Here is a 17,028-nt window from a genome sequence, read left to right as displayed (position 1 = left end):
GATGGCCCGCCGATGGACGATCCAGGACCGGAATGTCTGTGCCAATGGCCCACTCTAAGGGAGGTCACTTGAGCCAGTAGGCCCGGTGATGCTCCAATGGGACGGTCGATGGCGCTGCGGATCCCCGCGGCGCCTTTTCTGTGCCGTCCATCAGGGGGTTCACATTGCTGAAGAGGGTGTTCGTGGCGCCGGACCCGGGGCGCGTTCGGCTGCGCTTCGCCGCCCGGGGCGTCCTCGGCATCGGCTTCGCGGTGCTCGTGAGCGGAGTCGCCGGACACACCCTCGTCGGCATGGTCACCGGTGGCCTCGCCGCGCTGCTCGCGCTGTTCACGGTCACCGACGCGACCGTGCGCGGGCAGGCCGTCACCACCGCGCTGCTGCCCCTCGCCGGTCTGCCCGTCCTCGCGGCGGCGGCCGAACTGCACGACCAGCCGGTCGCCCGTGACCTCACCTTCCTCGCCGTCGTCGGCGCCGGCGTCTACGCCCGCCGCTGGGGGCCGCGCGGCCACAGCCTGGGCGTGTTCGCCTTCATGACGTACTTCGTGGCGCAGTTCCTGCACGCGACGCCCGGGCGGCTGCCGGAGCTCTACGCCGCCCTGCTGCTGTCCGTCGCGAGCGCGGCCGCCGTGCGCTTCGGCCTGTGGTGCTACGAGCGCCGGATGCCCCCGGCGGCCGTCCCTGCGCCGCCGGGCGGCCGCGGCCTCGCCCGGGTGACCACCCGCCAGGCCGTCCAGGCCACCGCGGGCGCCGGGTTCGCCCTCGTGGTGGGGCAGGTGATCTCCGGAGAGCGCTGGTACTGGGCTGTCGGCGCCACCTGGTGGATCTTCGTCAACACGACCTCGCGGGGCGAGACCCTGGTGCGCGGCTTCCGCCGGGTCATGGGCACCGTCCTCGGCATCGCCCTCGGCTTCCTCGTCGCCGTCCCGCTGCAGGGCGCCCACCTGCCCACGGCCGTCCTGCTCGCCGCCTGCGTCTTCGGCATCTTCTACTCGGCCGCCGTCTCCTACACCTGGATGATGCTCTGCGTCACGGTGCTCGCCGAGCTCCTGTACGGCCTCCTCGGCGTCCTCGAGCCCGCCCTGCTGGCGGTGCGGCTCGCGGAGACGGCCGTGGGGGCCGTCGGCGCCGTCCTGGCCGTGCTCCTCGTCCTGCCGGTCACCACCCACGCCATCACGGACGCCTGGATCCAGCGGGCGCTGCGCTGTGTGCACTCGGCCACCGCCGAGGCCGCCGCCCGCCTCGCCGGCGACGAGAGCGCCGACCCGGCCCAGCGCGTGGCCGAGCTGGAGCAGCTGCTCGCCCGTGTCCGGCTCTCGGTCGCCCCGCTCGTACACCCGCTGAACCCCCTGCCGGCTCGCAAGCGGCGCGCCCGTCACGTCCTGTCCCTGCTGGACGACTGCGTCCGCGAGGTGCGCGGCCTGGCCGCCGTCGCCGCGGACCCGGAGGCGTCGCACGACGCCCGCCTCGCCGCCGCCTGCTGGCGCGTGGAGAGCGCCGTGGAGGCTCTGACCGGCGGCAACGCGGCCATCACCGCTCCCACCGACCGCCCGACCGCCATGGACCCGGCCCTGGCCCACCTCCACAGCCTGGAGCAGGCCCTGTCCGAACTGGCCCACCCTCTGCGCACCGCTTCGGAGCGGCGCCTGGTGGCGGCGGAGTAACAGCGCCGGACACGACTCGGGGCGGTCGCCTTCGAGTGATCCACTGCTACCGTCGGCCGCACGGGGACCCGAGCGGAAGGGGACAGCGGTGGCAGACGCCGGCAAGCGGGGGAGACGGGCCTACATCGGGTCGTTCACGGCCGCCGGAGGCGCGGGCATCAGCACGGCGGTCGTCGCCGACAACGGGGCGCTGACCGTGCTGACTGGCGTACGGGACGTGCCCGACCCCTCGTACCTCGCCCTCGCACCCGGCGGCGACACGCTCTACGCGGTCAGCGAGACGGCTGAGGGCGCCGTGGCCGCGTATCGGGTGACCGGCGACGGTCCGGAGCGGATCGGCACCCCGGTCGGGCTCGACGCCAACGGCCCCACCCACCTCGCCCTCCACGACGGGCACGTCCTCACCGCCAACTACGGCTCCGGGAGCGTCACCGCCGTCCCCGTCCGCTCCGACGGCTCCCTCGCGGGCGGTCCGCTCGCCGAGCTGCGGCACACCGGCTCCGGCCCCTACACACCGCGCCAGCAGGGCCCGCACGCCCATCAGGTGCAGCCCGACCGGAGCGGCCGCTGGATCGTCAGCGTCGACCTCGGCACCGACTCGGTCCGGGTGTGCACCCTGTCCGACGGCACCCTCGCCCTGCACCGCGAGATCGCCCTTCGGCCCGGCTCCGGCCCCCGCCATCTGGCCTTCCACCCGCTCCGCCCGTACGCCTACGTCGTCAACGAGCTGAGCCCGACCGTCACGGTCTGCCACTGGGACGGCGACGACGGCACCCTGAAGCCGCTGACGGAGCACCCGGTGCTCGTGGACGCCCCCTCCGGCGACGCGTACCCGTCGGGCATCGCGATCTCGCCGGACGGCCGCTTCCTGTGGGTCGCCACCCGCGGCGAGGACGTCCTGTCGGCCTTCGCCGTCGACGACGAGGAGCTGCGGCTGGTCGGCACGGTGTCCTGCGCGGGGCACTGGCCGCGCGCCCTCACCGAGGCCGACGGCGTCCTGTACGTGGCGAACGAGCGGTCCGGCGACGTGGCCTGGTTCTCCGTGGACCCGGAGTCCGGGCTTCCGCGCCACCAGGGCTCCGTCGAGGTGCCCGCCGCCTCCTGCGTGGTCGTCGGCGAGGCCCCGGGCGCGCTCTGACCGTACGCCGATGGGCCCGCTCCCTGTGAGGGGGGGGGGGCGGGCCCTTCCGCGTCACGGTCTGTGCGGGCGTCAGCGCACCGGCGTGCCCTGCGCCTGCTGCGGGGCGATGCCCAGCGCCGTCGTGTACTGCGACAGGGCCAGCTTGCCGATCGCCGGGTAGGGGCCGAGCGCCTCGGCGGCGGAGCAGCCCACCTCCCGCGCGGCCTCCTCGATCAGGGCGGCGTCGATCTCCGGGCCGATCAGATACGGGGCCAGCGCCAGCTGCTGCGAACCTGAGGACCGCAGCTGCTCGGCGACCGCCGCGATCGAGCCCTCCTGGTCCAGGGCCGCCGCCATCACCGGCACGGCGAGCCGCGCGGCGAGCAGCATGCCGGTGATGCCGGCCGCCTGCACGGCCTCGTCACCGCCGACCGAGGCCAGGATGATGCCGTCCGCGGCCGTGGCCACGGTGAACAGGCGCGCCCGGTCGGCGCGGGCCAGACCGGCCTCCGACAGGCGCACGTGCAGGGCCTCGGCGAGCAGCGGGTGCGGGCCGAGCACATCGGTCAGATCGGCCGCGACACGGCTGTCCATCACGGCCTGGCGGATGACGCGCAGCAGCGCGCTGTCCGGGCCGGCGAGCAGCGGCACGACCACGGCGACGGGGCCCTCGGGCTGCTTGGCCTCCACGCCCGCGGCGATCGCCTGCTCGTAACGGGCGGTGCGCTCCTCGGCGGCCCGCGTGAGCACCGACTGGAGCGTGGGGAACTCCCCGTCGTCACCGTCGACGTACCCGATGCGGGCGTCGAGGCCGGGAAGCTCGGAGCGGGCGATGCTCACGACCTCCTCGGCGAGGCCGCGGGTTGCGGCACTCGGTGTGCCGGGCACCGCGAGGACGAGCGCGGGCGCGCCTTCAGGAGCCGCCAGGGGCTCGGGTCGGCGGTGCCGCCCGGGCTGGCGGGGTCGCGGCATTCGTACTGGCAGGCCGGACGCGGGTCCAGTGGGGGAGCTCATGGCGCCGCATGTTACTGGTTTCCTGGGCTCCCCTGTTCGGGGAGGGTGCAGGTGAGCGGTATCCGTCCGCTTTTGTCGGATTGGTTGCCGCGCAGAGGGGGATCGCGCGACCCCGGAAGATCACTCCTCGTCGCCCTCTGTCACGGTCGCCCCCTCGATCACGGTCAGCATCGCCGGGTCGCCGGGCAGTGCCAGTCGGCCCGTCACCAGGTCGGTCGCGAGGCACACGGAGCCCTCCAACGGGTCCCCGGCGGCCGGCACGCGCCGCGCGTGCGGCAGCCGCCGCGCCATCTCCTCGTCCAGCGGGCCGAGCAACGGGTCACCCAGCTTCAACAGGCCACCGGTGAGCGCCAGGTGCGGCGTGCCCGACGGCGGGCAGACGGCCGCCGCCGAGTCCGCCGCATGGCGCGCGGCGCCCCGCAGCACCTCCACGGCCGCCGGGTCCCCGTCGGCCGCGCAGGCGGCCACCCGCGGGGCGAACGAGGCGAGGACGGCCGCCCGGTCCGTACGTGGATACACCGCGCCCGGCAGCCCTCGCACTGGCCCGAACTGCTCCTCGGCGGCCGCCAGCAGCGCGGCGGAACCCCCGGAGCGCCCGTCGTGCGCGCGCAGCGCCGCCTCCAGTCCGGCCCGCCCGATCCAGGCGCCGCCGCCGCAGTCGCCGAGCAGATGCCCCCAGCCGTCGGCGCGGTGCCACGCCGTCAGATCGGTGCCGATCGCGATCAGACCCGTACCGGCGGCCACGACGGCTCCGGGCCGGGAGCCCAGTGCGCCCACATAGGCGGTGACCGCGTCTGCGGCGAGAGCGACCCGCCGGATGCCGAACGCCCGCTCCAGCGCGAGGGGCAGCTCGTCCCGCAGGGCGTCCCCGAGGGAGGCCATCCCCGCCGCGCCGATCGCGGCGGCGCCGAGCCGGCTGACCCCGGCGTCTGCGGTCAACGCACGCACCATGGGCACCAGTTGCCCCATGAGGTGGTCGGGGTCGAGCCCCCGGTCCCCGGTCCGCAGGGGCTCGCGCGACTCCCGCCGGGCCAGCACCCCGCGTCCGGCCTCGCCGACGACGACGCGCAGCCCCGAACCGCCGGAATCGACGGCCAGGAACCCGGCCGGCCCGCCCCCGGTACCGGTCACGGCAGACGCCAGTCCACGGGCTGACCGCCCTGCTGGATCAGCAGGTCGTTGGCCCGGCTGAACGGACGCGAGCCGAAGAACCCGCGGTCGGCCGACATCGGCGAGGGGTGCGCCGACTCCACCGACGGAAGGGTCCCGAGCAGCGGACGGCAGTTGCGGGCGTCGCGGCCCCAGAGGATGGACACCAGAGGCTTGCCGCGTGCGGCGAGCGCGCGGATCGCCTGCTCGGTGACCTCCTCCCAGCCCTTGCCACGATGCGCTCCCGGCTTGCGCGGGGCCGTGGTGAGCGCCCTGTTGAGCAGCAGCACGCCCTGCTGTGTCCAGGGCGTCAGATCGCCGTTGGACGGCTGCGGCAGCCCCAGGTCGGAACCCAGCTCCCGGTAGATGTTGATGAGACTGCCGGGCAGCGGGCGCACCTCGGGGGCCACCGAGAACGACAGACCGACGGCGTGCCCCGGGGTGGGGTAGGGGTCCTGACCGACGATCAGGACCCGCACCTCGTCGAACGGCTGCTGGAACGTCCGCAGGACGTTCGGCCCGGCGGGCAGATAGGTGCGTCCGGCCGCGATCTCGGCGCGCAGGAAGTCCCCCATCGCGGCGATCCGGTCGGCGACCGGTTCCAGGGCCTTCGCCCAGCCCGGTTCGACGATTTCATGCAAGGGTCGTGGAGCCACGGGCGTCACCCTACTGCCGTACGGGAGGCGCCGATCAACCGGTGGCCGGAGGCGGCCCGTAAGCCGCGCCCGGTCATCCGATCACCGCCGCCCTGACGCAGAGCACGTCCGGCAGATGGGAGGCCAGCTGACGCCAGGAGTCGCCGTCGTCGGCCGACGCGAACACCTCGCCGTTGCGGTTGCCGAAGTACACGCCCGCCGGATCGGCGTCGTCGGTGCACAGCGCGTCCCGCAGCACCGTGCCGTAGTGGTCCTCCTGCGGCAGACCCGCCGTCAGCGGCTCCCAGGTCCCGCCCGAGTCCGCCGTACGGAAGACGCGGCAGCGCCGCTCCGCCGGTACGCGGTCGGAGTCGGCCTGGATCGGGAAGACGTACGCCGTCCCGCCGCGCCGCGGGTGGGCGGCGGCCGCGAACCCGAACGTGGACGGCAGGCCCTCGCCGATGTCCGTCCAGTGCCCGCCCGCGTCGTCGCTGCGGTACACCCCCCAGTGGTTCTGCAGATACAGGCAGTCCGCGTCCTCCGCGTCCTGCGTGACCTTGTGGACGCACTGCCCGAACTCCGGGTTCGGATCCGGCAGGAACACCGCCGAGACACCGGAGTTGGACGGTGTCCAGCTCGCCCCGCCGTCGGTGGTGCGGAACACGCCCGCCGTGGAGACGGCGACCGTCAGGGTCTTCGGGTCGCGCGGGTCCGTGACCACGGTGTGCAGGCCCTCGCCCCCGCCGCCCGGCACCCACTTGGACCGGGTCGGGTGCTCCCACAGCGGCCGGACCAGCTCGAACGTCTCGCCCCGGTCCTCCGAGCGGTACAGCGCCGCCGGTTCGGTGCCCGCGTACACCACGTCGGGCTCCGCGGCGGCCGGGTGCAGCTGCCACACCCGCTCCAGCGAGGCCCCCGTGTCCTTGGGGAACTTGACCGCCGGCTGCGCCGGTTCGGTCCAGGTGCGGCCCAGGTCGTCCGAGTGGAACACGGACGGGCCCCAGTGCGCGCTGTCCCCGCCGACGAGCAGCCGGGTGCGGTCGCCCCGGGTGTCGACGGCGACCGAGTACACCGCCTGTGCGTTGAAGTACGGACTCTCGTCGAACTCCCAGGTCCCCCCTCGCCTCCGGCCGATGAACAGGCCCTTGCGTGTGCCCACTGCGAGCAATACCTCGGTCATGACGGTCACCTCCGCGACGCCTTTGTCCCAGACACCGGCCAGTCTGCACCCCACCACTGACAGTCACCCCCGCGAAGGGCGACACCGCAGGTCGGAGCGGCGATGACGCTCCCCGGCGACGGCCTCCCGGGCCGGACGGACGCCGGTACTGCGTGACGCGGCCCACGCCCGCGACGGTCCCGCGGCGTGAGCAACCGCGCGCCGGGGCCCGTATGGGTGTGAGCCGGCCCGGCACGTCCGTGCCGCGCGTCCGTGCGCTCGTGAGGAGGCAGCCGCCTATGGCGTTCCGTGGTCGCAGGGTGTGGCTGTGGCGGTGGCGGCGCAATCCGCTCAAGCGCCGCGCCGACGCGCTCGAGTCGTGGGTCCTGCTCGCGGTCTGGGCGGCCATGGTCCTCGCCGGTGTCCTCACCTGTCTGACGACCGCCGGCACCGTGGAGCGGGGCCTGGCCCGCGAACGGGCCGAGTGGCGGCCGGTCGTCGCCCTGCTCGGCGACGACGCGCCGGGCCGGGCCGGCGCCCGCACCGCCTCGTCGAACGCCGAGCGGGTCTGGGCCGAGGTCCGCTGGAGCGCGCCGGACGGCTCCCCGCGCTCCGGTCAGGCCCGCGTCCGCCCCGGCAGCCCGGCCGGCACACCCGTCACCGTGTGGACGGACCCGGAAGGACACCTGGTCGGCCGCCCCGCCAACCCCGCCGAGGCGCACACGCGGGCGACGCTGGTGGGCGGCCTCGCGGGTCTGTGCGCGGCCGCCGTCCCGTTCGTCGCGGGCCGCGCCCTGCGCACCCGCCTGGAGAGCCGCCGTATCGAGTGGTGGGGCCGGGAGTGGGCCCGCTTCGGACCGTCCTGGGGCGGACGCCCCACCTGGTGAGGCGGCTCCTTGGTGGGCCCGAGGTGGCGAGGCACCCCCGGTGGGGGCCCGGTGTGGTGCGGGCCCGCCACCTGATGCGCGGCGCGGCCCTCAGACGCCGTCCGGCAGGGCCCGCGCCAGGATCGCGTCGAGGTCCGCGCCGTCCGGGAGGGTCCCGAAGGCGTGCCCCCAGTCGCCGCCGAGCCGGGTCGCGCAGAACGCGTCGGCGACCGCTGCCGGGGCATGCCGGACCAGCAGGGCGGCCTGGAGGGTCAGGGCCATCCGCTCGACCAGGCGCCGGGCCCCGGCCTCGGACCCCTCGGCCAGCCCGGCCTTGAGCCGGGTGACGGAGGCGTCCAGCCGGGCGTCCGCCCCACGCGCGAGGGCCAGCTCCGCGAAGAGCGCGTCGACGGTGGCCGGTTCCCGGCTCAGCGCCCGCAGCACGTCCAGGGCGTTGACGTTCCCGGAGCCCTCCCAGATCGACAGCAGCGGTGCCTCGCGGTAGTGGCGGGGCATGCCCGACTCCTCGACGTAGCCGTTGCCGCCCAGGCACTCCAGGGCCTCCGCGGTGAACGCCGGGCCCCGCTTCGTCACCCAGTACTTGCCGACGGCGGTGGCGATCCGGCGGAACGCCGACTCGGTGCCGTCGGGGTCGTCCCCGCGCACCGACCGGTCGGCGGCTCCTGCCAGTCGCAGTGTCAGCGTTGTCGCCGCCTCCGACTCCAGCGCCAGGTCGGCCAGGACGTTGCGCATCAGCGGCTGGTCGATCAGCCGGGCCCCGAACGCGCTGCGGTGGCGCACATGGTGGCCCGCCTCGACCAGCGTCTTGCGCATCAGCGTCGCCGAGGACATCACACAGTCGAGCCGGGTGCAGTTGACCATCTCGATGATGGTCTTCACGCCCCGCCCCTCGGGTCCGACGAGCCAGGCGACCGTCCCGTCGAACTCCGGTTCCGAGGACGCGTTGGAGCGGTTGCCGAGCTTGTCCTTGAGCCGCTGGATACGGAAGGTGTTGCGACTGCCGTCCGGCAGGACCCGCGGCACCAGGAAGCAGGACAGACCGCCGGGGGCCTGCGCGAGCACCAGGAAGACGTCGCACATCGGCGCCGACGTGAACCACTTGTGCCCGCGCAGGGTGTACACGCCGGGCTCGGCGGACGGCCACGCCGTCGTCGTGTTCGTCCGGACGTCGGAGCCGCCCTGCTTCTCCGTCATCCCCATGCCGGCGAGCAGGCCCCGCTTCTCCATCGGCACCCGCAGGCCCGGGTCGTACTCCCGGCTGGTCAGCAGCGGTTCGTACACCTTGGCGAGCTCGGGCTGCCGGCGCAGCACGGGGACGGCGGCGTACGTCATCGACGTCGGGCAGCCGTGGCCGGCCTCGGTCTGTCCCCACACCAGCCCGCCCGCGGTCCGGGCGACGTGCGCGCCGGGCCGGTCGTCCGCCCAGGGCGCCGCCGCGAGGCCCTCGCCGACCGCGACCCGCATCAGGTGGTGCCAGCTCGGGTGGAACTCGACCTCGTCGACGCGATGGCCGTACCGGTCGTGGGTGCGCAGCTCGGGCTCGTGGCGGTTGGCCAGCTCGCCCCACTCCTGCGCCTCGGCGCTGCCGGCCCGCAGGCCGAGCCGCCGGATGTCCTCCTCGGCCCAGCCGGCGCCCTCGCGCCGCAGCCCCTCCAACAGCGCGATCTCCTGCGACGCGTCGTAGGGGGCCAGCGGAGGCGGCTGGTTGGAGACGTCGTGGGTGGCGTACGGCCCGGACCGGTCCTGCGGGTCCACGGGCTGCTCCTGGGCGGGTGTCGAGACCATGCGGCCCATGTTGCACCATCGCTACGACCGCAGCAATACTGTAATACGCCGATCCGGCACGTAAGCTACCTGCTCATGGGCGAGGACGCGGGACAGCGGGGTGACGAGGTGGAGCTTCGCCCGTTGTCCGCCCGCTCGGTCGTCCTCAGCCTGCTGCTCGGCCTGCACCCCCCGGAGCTGCCCGTACGGGAACTGGTGCGCGCCGTCGAGCCGTTCGGGATCGCGGGCACCACACTGCGGGCGGCGCTGAGCCGTATGGTCGCGGCCGGTGACCTGCGTCGCGCGGACGGCGTGTACGCGCTCAGCGACCGTCTTCTGGAGCGGCAGCGCCGGCAGGACGACGCCGTCCACCCGGAGACCCGGACCTGGGACGGCGACTGGGAGATGGTGGTGGTCACGGCCACCGGACGCGACCCGGCCGACCGGGCGGAACTGCGCGCCCGGCTGACCCGGCTCCGCCTCGCCGAACTGCGCGAGGGCGTCTGGCTGCGCCCGGCCAATCTGCGCCGCCCCCTGCCGGAGGCCCTCGACGAGGTCGCCCAGTGCTACCGGGCCCGGCCCGATCTGAGCGCCCGTGAAGTGGCCGCCGGTCTGTGGGACCTGGACGCCTGGGCCGCCACCGGGCACGCCCTGCTGGACCATGTGGCCCGCGCCGACACCCCGTCCGCCCGCTTCACCGCCTTCGCCGCGGTCGTACGGCATCTGCCGGCCGACCCGGTGCTGCCGCCCGCCCTGCTCCCGGACGACTGGCCGGGCGCGGCCCTGCGGGCGGCGTACGCCCGCTACCGGCGGGAGATGGCCGGAGAGACGCGCGGGCTGACGTCCGAGGCGGTGTAGAGGTTCGGGGTGGCGGGCCGAGACCGTGTGGTGCGGTCGGTGGCCCGCCGGGCCTCGATGTGGGTCAGACCGACCGGTGGTACTGGTCGGGCACGCGCACCTCGCCACCCAGCTCGCGCGCCGCATGGCGGGCGAAGGACGGGTTCCGCAGCAGCTCACGGCCGAGCAGGATGGCGTCCGCCTCGCCGTTCGCGAGAATCTTCTCCGCCTGCTCGGCGTCGGTGATCAGCCCCACCGCGGCGACCGGCAGGGGAGTCTCGGTCTTGACGCGCGCGGCGAACGGCACCTGGTAGCCCGGGCCGACGGGGATCCTGGCGCTGGGGGAGTTGCCGCCGGTCGAGACGTCGAGCAGGTCGACGCCGTGGGCGTGCAGATCGGCGGTGAGGCGGACCGTGTCGTCGTCGGTCCAGCCGTCCTCGCCCAGCCAGTCGGTGGCCGAGATCCGGAAGAACAGCGGCTTTTCCTGCGGCCACACCGCGCGCACGGCGTCCACGACCTCGAGGGCGAGACGGGTGCGGTTCTCGTACGAGCCGCCGTATTCGTCCGTGCGGTGGTTGGAGTGCGGGGAGAGGAACTCGTTGATCAGATAGCCGTGGGCGCCGTGGATCTCGGCGACCTCGAAGCCGGCCGCGAGGGCGCGGCGGGCGGCGTCCGCGAACTGCCGCACCACGTCACGGATCCCGTCGACCGTCAGCTCGCTCGGCACCGGGTGTCCCTCGGCGAAGGCGATCGCGCTGGGCGCGACCGGCTGCCAGCCGTGCGCGTCCGGTCCCACCGCCCCGCCGCCTTCCCAAGGGCGCCCGGTCGAACCCTTGCGCCCGGCGTGGGCGAGCTGGATCCCCGGCACGGTGCCCTGGGTCCGCAGGAAGTCCGTGATCCGGCGCAGCGCCTCGACCTGCCGGTCGTTCCAGATGCCCAGGTCGTACGGGGTGATCCGGCCGTCGGGGTGGACGGCGGTGGCCTCGACGAGGATCAGGCCCGTGCCGCCGGTCGCGCGGGCGGCGTAGTGCGCGAAGTGCCAGTCGTTCGCGGCGCCCGTGTCAGGGCCCTCCGGTGCCGCCGAGTACTGGCACATGGGCGCCATCCACACGCGGTTGGGGATGGTCAGGTCGCGCAGGGCGTAGGGCTCGAAGAGCGCACTCACGGCGGACTCCATTCGTCACGGGGCCGGTGGTCGACTCGTACGATAGGCATCGTAGTACGGTGGATGTCAAACTACGAGAGGTCTCGTACAATGACCGGAACCGAGTGAGGGGCACCGCGTCAGCGGGCCCGACGAACTGGAGCCGCCGTGACCAGCCCCGCCGTCAGCAGCCGAGACCTGCCGCACCCGGCGCGCGAGGAGATCCGTATCGAAGGGGTGCTGCACGCCCTGTCGGATCCCATGCGGCTGCGGATCGTGCGCGAACTCGCGTCGGTCGGGCAGGAGTTGACGTGCTCGCACTTCGATCTGCCCGTCACCAAGTCGACCACCACGCACCACTTCCGGGTGCTGCGGGAGAGCGGCGTGATCCGGCAGATCTACCGGGGCACCGCCAAGATGAACGGCCTGCGCGACGACGACCTGGACGACCTCTTCCCCGGACTCCTCGACGCGCTCCTGGATGCGGCCGGACGGCAGGCCGCACGGCTCGGTGAGGACGAGGCCTGAGCCATGCCCGCGAAGTCCCGCCCGGCGCCCGGCGCGATCTAGGACCCGCCGCCCTGCGCCGCGCGCATCAGTGACTGCCAGTCGGGGAGCTTGACCGTGCCCCGGCCGAGCGACGCGCCCAGTTCCGCCTCCGCCTGCTCGATCGCGCACCAGCCCTGCCAGCGCACCGGGTCGATCCCGGCCGCCCGCAGGGCCGTGACCGGCTCCTCGGGCACGGACTTCCCCTCCAGCGCGGACGCGTCCGCCAGCAGGGAGGCGACCGTCTCCTTCGCGCACGGCCGGTTGGTGCCGATGACACCGGTCGGCCCTCGCTTGATCCAGCCGGCCACGTACTCGCCCGGCGCCACGGCCCCGTCGCGCAGCATCCGTCCGTCCCGGTGCGGCACCGTGCCGGTCGCCGGGTCGAACGGCAGCCCCTCCAGCGGCACTCCGCGGTAACCGACCGACCGCAGCACCAACTGCGCCTCGACGTCCTCGAACCGGCCCGTGCCCGTCACACCGCCCCGCCCGTCGGGTGCCGTCCGCTCGAACCGCACCGCGCCGACGCGGCCGTCGGCGGGCAGGAGTTCGACCGGGCGCAGGAAGAAGCGCAGCCGGATACGGTGCCGGGCGGCCCGCGCCGGGGCCTCGGCCCAGGCACGCAGCACCTCCACGTTCCGGCGCTGCGGCGCGGGCAGCGCGGCGGGCTCGGCGCACGCCGGGTCCATCGCCAGCTCCCGCCCGTCCACCACGACCTCGGTGTCCGGCAGCGCGCCCAGCTCGCGCAGCTCCTTGGTGGTGAAGCGGGCCTGAGACGGGCCGCGCCGGCCCACCATGCTGATCTCGGACACCCGGCTCGCGGCGAGGGCGGTGAGCGCGGCGTGCGGGATGTCGGTGGGGCTCAGCTCGGCCACGCCGCGCGCCAGCATCCGCGTCACGTCGACCGCGACATTGCCGACGCCGATGACCACCGCGGAGCCCACCCCGGTCAGGAACCCGTCGGCGGCGGCGTCGGGATGCGCGCTGTACCAGGACACGAACTCGGTCGCCGACCAGCTGCCCGGAAGATCCTCGCCCGGGATCCCGAGGCGCCGGTCGCCGGCGGCGCCCACGCAGTAGACCACCGCGTGGTACAGCTCCCGCAGCCGGGCCGCCGGTACGCCGTCCGGGCCGACCGGCACCCCGCCGAGGAACCGGACCCGCTCGTGCTCCAGCACCGTGCGCAGGGTGTTCTGCAGGGACTTGATCTTCTCGTGGTCGGGTGCCACCCCGTACCGCACGAGGCCGTACGGGCACGGCAGCCGGTCCAGGACGTCGACGAGCGCGCCGGGATGCTGCTGGACGAGCCCCTGGGCGGTGTAGCACCCGCTGGGGCCGGAACCGACGACGGCGATCCTGAGCACGGCGGAACTCCTCGGTCATGGAAGGTCGGGAGTCGCTCTCGACTCCCAGCATCGCACCGCCGCCGCTCCGCTGACAGGGTGCTGTGCCGTGCGTGGGGAGCGTGTTCGTTCGTTATGGAATGTGATCATGCGGTTACGTTGCGTGTGTGCTGGAAGCATCCTTTCTTAATCTTTCCGATCGTTGTGCGACAGACGGCACCGTGTCCGTGTGGCCCGCGTGGGAAGTGCGGGACGGCGCCGGGGCCACCTCGTGGCTGGGTGTCCGCTTGGAGTTCGGTGACGGCGCACATGTGGACGCGGTCGCCGTGGTCGGCGAGGGCGGCGTCTACCTGGAGGACGTCCGGGCCGTACCGGCGCTCTCGCTGGACGACCTCGCGGCGCTCGCCGACTGGATCGAGGATCCGCTCTCCCAGGCGTGCGGTGCCGCGGGGCGGCAGGGCGGCGGCTCCGGGGCGAGCCGGGCGCGCCCGGAGTGGCCGCTCGGCGTCGAGGGACAGTGGCTCGTCGCGCGGGAGTACCGCCAGGCCCAGGAACGGGGCGCGGACCCCGTTCTGGCGGTGATGGGCGCGACCGGGCACAGCCGTCGCCGGTCGCTGCGGCTCATCGGGCAGGCGCGCGACGCGGGATTCCTGCCACCGCGCCGCGCCCGCCGGTGACGTAGCCGGTCGGCGGGCCCGGGGCCGCGCCGGCGCCCGTCGGCGCGTCCCCTGTCCGGCTCGTCCAGCGCGTCCGGCTCGGTCAGAGCAGGTCCCGCATCCGTGAGATCTCGGTCGTCTGCTGCGCGACGACGTCGTCGGCCATCTCCTCGACCTGGATGTTGTTGCCCTGCGCCTTCACATCGGTGGCCATGGTGACCGCCCCGTCGTGATGGGTGATCATCAGGGTGAGGAAGAGCTGGTCGAACGCCTGCCCACGCGCGGCGCGCAGCTTCGCCAGTTGCGCCTCGGTCGCCATGCCCGGCATCGGCGCGTGCGCGTGCTCGTGGCCTTCGGCCTCGGTGCCCTTGCCGTGGGTCTTCAGCCAGCCCTTCATGGCGTCGATCTCCGGGCCCTGTGCGGCGGCGATCCGTGCCGCGAGCTTCTTCACCTTCGCCGACTGCGCCCGCTCCGGCACGAGTTCGGTCATCGCCAGGGCCTGCTCATGATGCTGGATCATCATGCGCGCGTAGGAGACGTCGGCGGAGTTGGGGGAGTCGTCCTCGGAGCGCTGCCGTGCGGCCTCCTCCGCGGACAGCACCCTGTTGGGCTCGCCCGGCTCACCCGGCACGATCACCGAAGGCCCGCTGTCCGCAGGCGACTTGGCGTCGGTGCCGGAGTCGCAGGCTCCCAGCGCGAGCACGAGGGCGGCCGCGGTCAGGGCGACGCGGGCCCGGCGCCATGAAAGCGGTGTCACATCTGCCTGGTCCCCTTTTGATATGGGCATGCTGAGACGATACTCGGGCGTGCGTGAACCGTTCCAGTGCGAACGGCACAAGGGAGGAAAACAGTGATCCTGTTCGGCAATTCCCGAACCCGACGCAGACACCTGGGAGTTGTGGCCGTCGCCGCCGGACTCCTCGGCGCTCTGCTGACCGCGCAGCCGGCGACCGCGACCCCCGACCCCGGGGACGGACCCGCCCAGGAGCAGAAGATCTCGGAGAGCACCCGTGCCGAGGTGCGCAAGGCGCTGAAGGACGGCGAGATACCCGGCCAGGACGAGATCGTCCACTCCGCCAACATCCGGCACGTGGCGAACGTCCCCAAGGACGCCCTCCAGGGCACCAACTCCGACCTCGCCTTCCAGGGCAAGTACGCCTTCGCGGGCAACTACGACGGCTTCCGAATCTTCGACATCAGCAACCCGAGGGCCCCGAAGACCGTGGCGCAGGTGCTCTGCCCCGGCTCGCAGAACGACATCACCGTCTCCGGCGACCTCCTCTTCCTGTCCACCGACTCCTCGCGCAGCGACAGCAGTTGCAACAGCACCACCCAGCCCGCCACCGAGAAGTCGTCGTGGGAGGGCATGAAGGTCTTCGACATCAGCGACAAGCGCAACCCGAAGTACGTCGCCGCCGTCGAGACCGCCTGCGGCTCGCACACCCACACGCTGGTGCCCGAGCGCAAGAACGTCTACATCTACGTCTCCTCCTACTCGCCCAGCGCCACCTACCCGGACTGCCAGCCGCCGCACGACGGCATCTCCGTCATCAAGGTGCCGCGCCACGCGCCCGAGAAGGCGGCAGTCATCGACTTCCCGGTGCTCTTCCCCGGTGAGGGCCCGGACGGCGGCGGCAACCCCGGCACGCCCGGCCGCGTCAGCAAGACCACGGGCTGCCACGACCTCACGGTCCTGCCGTCCAAGGACCTGGCCGCCGGTGCCTGCATGGGTGACGGCATCCTGCTGTCGATCAAGAACCCGGAGCGCCCGAAGGTCATCGACCAGGTGCGGGACGACGTGAACTTCGCGTTCTGGCACTCGGCGACCTTCAACCAGAAGGCGAACAAGGTCGTCTTCACCGACGAGCTCGGCGGTGGCGGCGCGGCCACCTGCAACGCCGAGATCGGCCCGGACCGCGGCGCCGACGGCATCTACGACATCGTCGGCAAGGGCGACGAGCGCAAGCTGGTCTTCCGCAGCTACTTCAAGATCCCCCGGCACCAGGCCGACACCGAGAACTGCGTGGCGCACAACGGCTCCCTGATCCCGGTCAAGGGCAAGGACCTCATGGTCCAGGCCTGGTACCAGGGCGGCATCTCGGTCTGGGACTTCACCGACTCCAAGCGTCCGAAGGAGATCGCCTACTTCGACCGCGGCACCCTGACCACGGACACCCTGCAGATCGCGGGCTCGTGGTCGGCGTACTACTACAACGGCTACATCTACTCCAACGAGATCGCGCGCGGCCTGGACGTCCTGAAGATCGACGACCGCCGCACGGACCCGGCCCGCCGGATCCACCTGCGTGAACTCAACGTCCAGACGCAGCCGGACTACTTCGACTGACCGTCCGGACGACCGGGGCCGTTCCCGCTCCCGGTCGCGAAGAACCGCGACAGATCCTCGTCGCACGTCCCGCCGGACGCGGCCTCCGCGTCCGGCGGGACGCCCATCTCCCAGTCCAGCCGGTAGCGCTTGAACAACTCGGCCCGCAGCACCGGCACCTGCATCGGCACCCCCGGCACCAGCGCCGCGAACACCGCGCCCATCAGCAGAGCGCGCAGCATCGGATAGTCCGCGTCGACGTCCCGCGAGCCGTACCGCTCACAGGTCTCCCGCAGCAGCTCGGCCAGCCGCCGCTGCTCCGGGCACTGCACGAAGCCCTCCGCCTGCAGGATGCCCGCCATGTGCTGGCGCATCAGCACCGGCCGGTCCCGGGCCAGGCCCAGCACGGCGTCGATGGCCCGTGCCATCCGCTCCCGGCCGTCCTCGGTGCGGGGTTCGCGCTCCAGCGCCTCCTCCAGCGTCCGGTGCATCAGCCGGTGCACGGCCGACTGCACCAGCTGGCGCTTGCCGGGAAAGTAGTACGACACCAGTCCGCGCGCCGATCCGGCCCGGTCCGCGATGTCACCCAACGTGGTCGCGTCGAACCCGCGTTCGCCGACCAGCTCCACCGCCGCCTGGAGGAGCCGCTCCCGGGAACGCCGCCGCAACTCTTCATTGACCGAGGCGCTGCGCGGGGACATCCTGTAACTCCTGCGTTGACTGGCTGCCAGCCAACTATACTCAGCGAAGCCCGTCCGGAGCCGTAGCGCCCGCCCGGGTTCTGTCG

The 17,028-nt window shown here is 73.5% G+C and carries 16 protein-coding genes; 7 read left to right on the top strand and 9 right to left on the bottom strand.

Annotated features, from left to right (window positions below; translation table 11 throughout):
- Window positions 1–164: 164 nt before the first annotated feature.
- Together KBY32_RS08505 and KBY32_RS08500 are read left to right on the top strand one after the other, a co-directional pair.
- Window positions 165–1,661, top strand: a complete 1,497-nt coding sequence (locus tag KBY32_RS08505; RefSeq protein ID WP_210979470.1) for an FUSC family protein — start codon at window positions 165–167, stop codon at window positions 1,659–1,661.
- 88 nt (window positions 1,662–1,749) lie between these two features.
- Window positions 1,750–2,799: a lactonase family protein gene (locus KBY32_RS08500; protein ID WP_210979469.1), complete on the top strand. Its 1,050-nt coding sequence runs from the start codon at window positions 1,750–1,752 to the stop codon at window positions 2,797–2,799.
- 72 nt (window positions 2,800–2,871) lie between these two features.
- Here KBY32_RS08500 and KBY32_RS08495 read toward each other — a convergent pair whose 3' ends face one another.
- The 4 genes from KBY32_RS08495 to KBY32_RS08480 form a co-directional block, all read right to left on the bottom strand.
- Entirely contained in the window at window positions 2,872–3,795 is a 924-nt protein-coding gene (locus KBY32_RS08495) for a sirohydrochlorin chelatase (protein WP_210979468.1), read from the bottom strand.
- A 120-nt stretch (window positions 3,796–3,915) separates the two neighbouring features.
- Window positions 3,916–4,926, bottom strand: coding sequence for a BadF/BadG/BcrA/BcrD ATPase family protein (locus KBY32_RS08490; RefSeq protein ID WP_210979467.1), 1,011 nt, complete (start codon window positions 4,924–4,926; stop codon window positions 3,916–3,918).
- A complete protein-coding gene (locus KBY32_RS08485) occupies window positions 4,923–5,600 on the bottom strand; it encodes a uracil-DNA glycosylase (protein WP_210979466.1) in 678 nt (225 codons plus the stop codon). Before KBY32_RS08485 ends, KBY32_RS08490 begins: the two co-directional genes overlap by 4 nt.
- A 73-nt stretch (window positions 5,601–5,673) precedes the next feature.
- Window positions 5,674–6,816 carry a sialidase family protein gene (locus KBY32_RS08480; protein WP_210979465.1) on the bottom strand — a complete coding sequence of 381 codons (1,143 nt, stop codon included), beginning with the start codon at window positions 6,814–6,816 and terminating at the stop codon, window positions 5,674–5,676.
- Between the two features lie 221 nt (window positions 6,817–7,037).
- On the opposite strand from KBY32_RS08480, the gene KBY32_RS08475 reads away from it, so the two are divergent.
- Window positions 7,038–7,625, top strand: a complete 588-nt coding sequence (locus KBY32_RS08475; RefSeq protein WP_210979464.1) for a hypothetical protein — start codon at window positions 7,038–7,040, stop codon at window positions 7,623–7,625.
- Between the two features lie 90 nt (window positions 7,626–7,715).
- Here KBY32_RS08475 and KBY32_RS08470 read toward each other — a convergent pair whose 3' ends face one another.
- Window positions 7,716–9,410 carry a DNA alkylation response protein gene (locus tag KBY32_RS08470; protein ID WP_210979463.1) on the bottom strand — a complete coding sequence of 565 codons (1,695 nt, stop codon included), beginning with the start codon at window positions 9,408–9,410 and terminating at the stop codon, window positions 7,716–7,718.
- Window positions 9,411–9,485: 75 nt separating this feature from the next.
- Here KBY32_RS08470 and KBY32_RS08465 point away from each other — a divergent pair, with 75 nt between their 5' ends.
- Window positions 9,486–10,247, top strand: coding sequence for a PaaX family transcriptional regulator C-terminal domain-containing protein (locus KBY32_RS08465; protein ID WP_210979462.1), 762 nt, complete (start codon window positions 9,486–9,488; stop codon window positions 10,245–10,247).
- Window positions 10,248–10,311: 64 nt separating this feature from the next.
- Here KBY32_RS08465 and KBY32_RS08460 read toward each other — a convergent pair whose 3' ends face one another.
- Window positions 10,312–11,391, bottom strand: a complete 1,080-nt coding sequence (locus tag KBY32_RS08460; RefSeq protein ID WP_210979461.1) for an NADH:flavin oxidoreductase/NADH oxidase — start codon at window positions 11,389–11,391, stop codon at window positions 10,312–10,314.
- A gap of 147 nt (window positions 11,392–11,538) precedes the next feature.
- Between KBY32_RS08460 and KBY32_RS08455 the strand changes: the two genes are divergently transcribed.
- Window positions 11,539–11,898, top strand: coding sequence for a helix-turn-helix transcriptional regulator (locus KBY32_RS08455; protein WP_210979460.1), 360 nt, complete (start codon window positions 11,539–11,541; stop codon window positions 11,896–11,898).
- Between the two features lie 38 nt (window positions 11,899–11,936).
- Here KBY32_RS08455 and KBY32_RS08450 read toward each other — a convergent pair whose 3' ends face one another.
- Window positions 11,937–13,280, bottom strand: coding sequence for an FAD-dependent oxidoreductase (locus KBY32_RS08450; RefSeq protein WP_210979459.1), 1,344 nt, complete (start codon window positions 13,278–13,280; stop codon window positions 11,937–11,939).
- Between the two features lie 200 nt (window positions 13,281–13,480).
- On the opposite strand from KBY32_RS08450, the gene KBY32_RS08445 reads away from it, so the two are divergent.
- Window positions 13,481–13,936 carry a DUF6214 family protein gene (locus KBY32_RS08445; protein ID WP_210979458.1) on the top strand — a complete coding sequence of 152 codons (456 nt, stop codon included), beginning with the start codon at window positions 13,481–13,483 and terminating at the stop codon, window positions 13,934–13,936.
- A gap of 82 nt (window positions 13,937–14,018) precedes the next feature.
- Here the strand turns inward: KBY32_RS08445 and KBY32_RS08440 are convergent, their stop codons facing one another.
- Entirely contained in the window at window positions 14,019–14,702 is a 684-nt protein-coding gene (locus KBY32_RS08440) for a DUF305 domain-containing protein (RefSeq protein ID WP_210979457.1), read from the bottom strand.
- A 63-nt stretch (window positions 14,703–14,765) separates the two neighbouring features.
- Here KBY32_RS08440 and KBY32_RS08435 point away from each other — a divergent pair, with 63 nt between their 5' ends.
- On the top strand, window positions 14,766–16,262 hold the full coding sequence (locus KBY32_RS08435) for an LVIVD repeat-containing protein (RefSeq protein WP_210979456.1): 1,497 nt from the start codon (window positions 14,766–14,768) through the stop codon (window positions 16,260–16,262).
- Here KBY32_RS08435 and KBY32_RS08430 read toward each other — a convergent pair.
- Window positions 16,250–16,942: a TetR/AcrR family transcriptional regulator gene (locus KBY32_RS08430; RefSeq protein WP_210979455.1), complete on the bottom strand. Its 693-nt coding sequence runs from the start codon at window positions 16,940–16,942 to the stop codon at window positions 16,250–16,252. The two genes, KBY32_RS08435 and KBY32_RS08430, sit on opposite strands and share 13 nt — an antisense overlap.
- Window positions 16,943–17,028: the final 86 nt, after the last annotated feature.

The sequence above is a fragment of the Streptomyces sp. RK62 genome (assembly GCF_018070255.1).
Classification (GTDB): Bacteria; Actinomycetota; Actinomycetes; order Streptomycetales; family Streptomycetaceae; genus Streptomyces; species Streptomyces nigra.
Note: the sequence above shows the minus strand (reverse complement) of the source record. Positions and strands in the feature narration are given on the sequence as shown.

What these genes read in the sequence shown, in the direction of transcription:
- KBY32_RS08475 (WP_210979464.1), top strand. Translation starts at nt 7,038, where the DNA reads ATGGCGTTCCGTGGTCGCAGGGTGTGGCTGTGGCGGTGGCGGCGCAAT.
- KBY32_RS08430 (WP_210979455.1), bottom strand. Translation starts at nt 16,942, where the DNA reads ATGTCCCCGCGCAGCGCCTCGGTCAATGAAGAGTTGCGGCGGCGTTCC.
- KBY32_RS08440 (WP_210979457.1), bottom strand. Translation starts at nt 14,702, where the DNA reads ATGCCCATATCAAAAGGGGACCAGGCAGATGTGACACCGCTTTCATGG.
- KBY32_RS08465 (WP_210979462.1), top strand. Translation starts at nt 9,486, where the DNA reads ATGGGCGAGGACGCGGGACAGCGGGGTGACGAGGTGGAGCTTCGCCCG.
- KBY32_RS08495 (WP_210979468.1), bottom strand. Translation starts at nt 3,795, where the DNA reads ATGAGCTCCCCCACTGGACCCGCGTCCGGCCTGCCAGTACGAATGCCG.
- KBY32_RS08470 (WP_210979463.1), bottom strand. Translation starts at nt 9,410, where the DNA reads ATGGTCTCGACACCCGCCCAGGAGCAGCCCGTGGACCCGCAGGACCGG.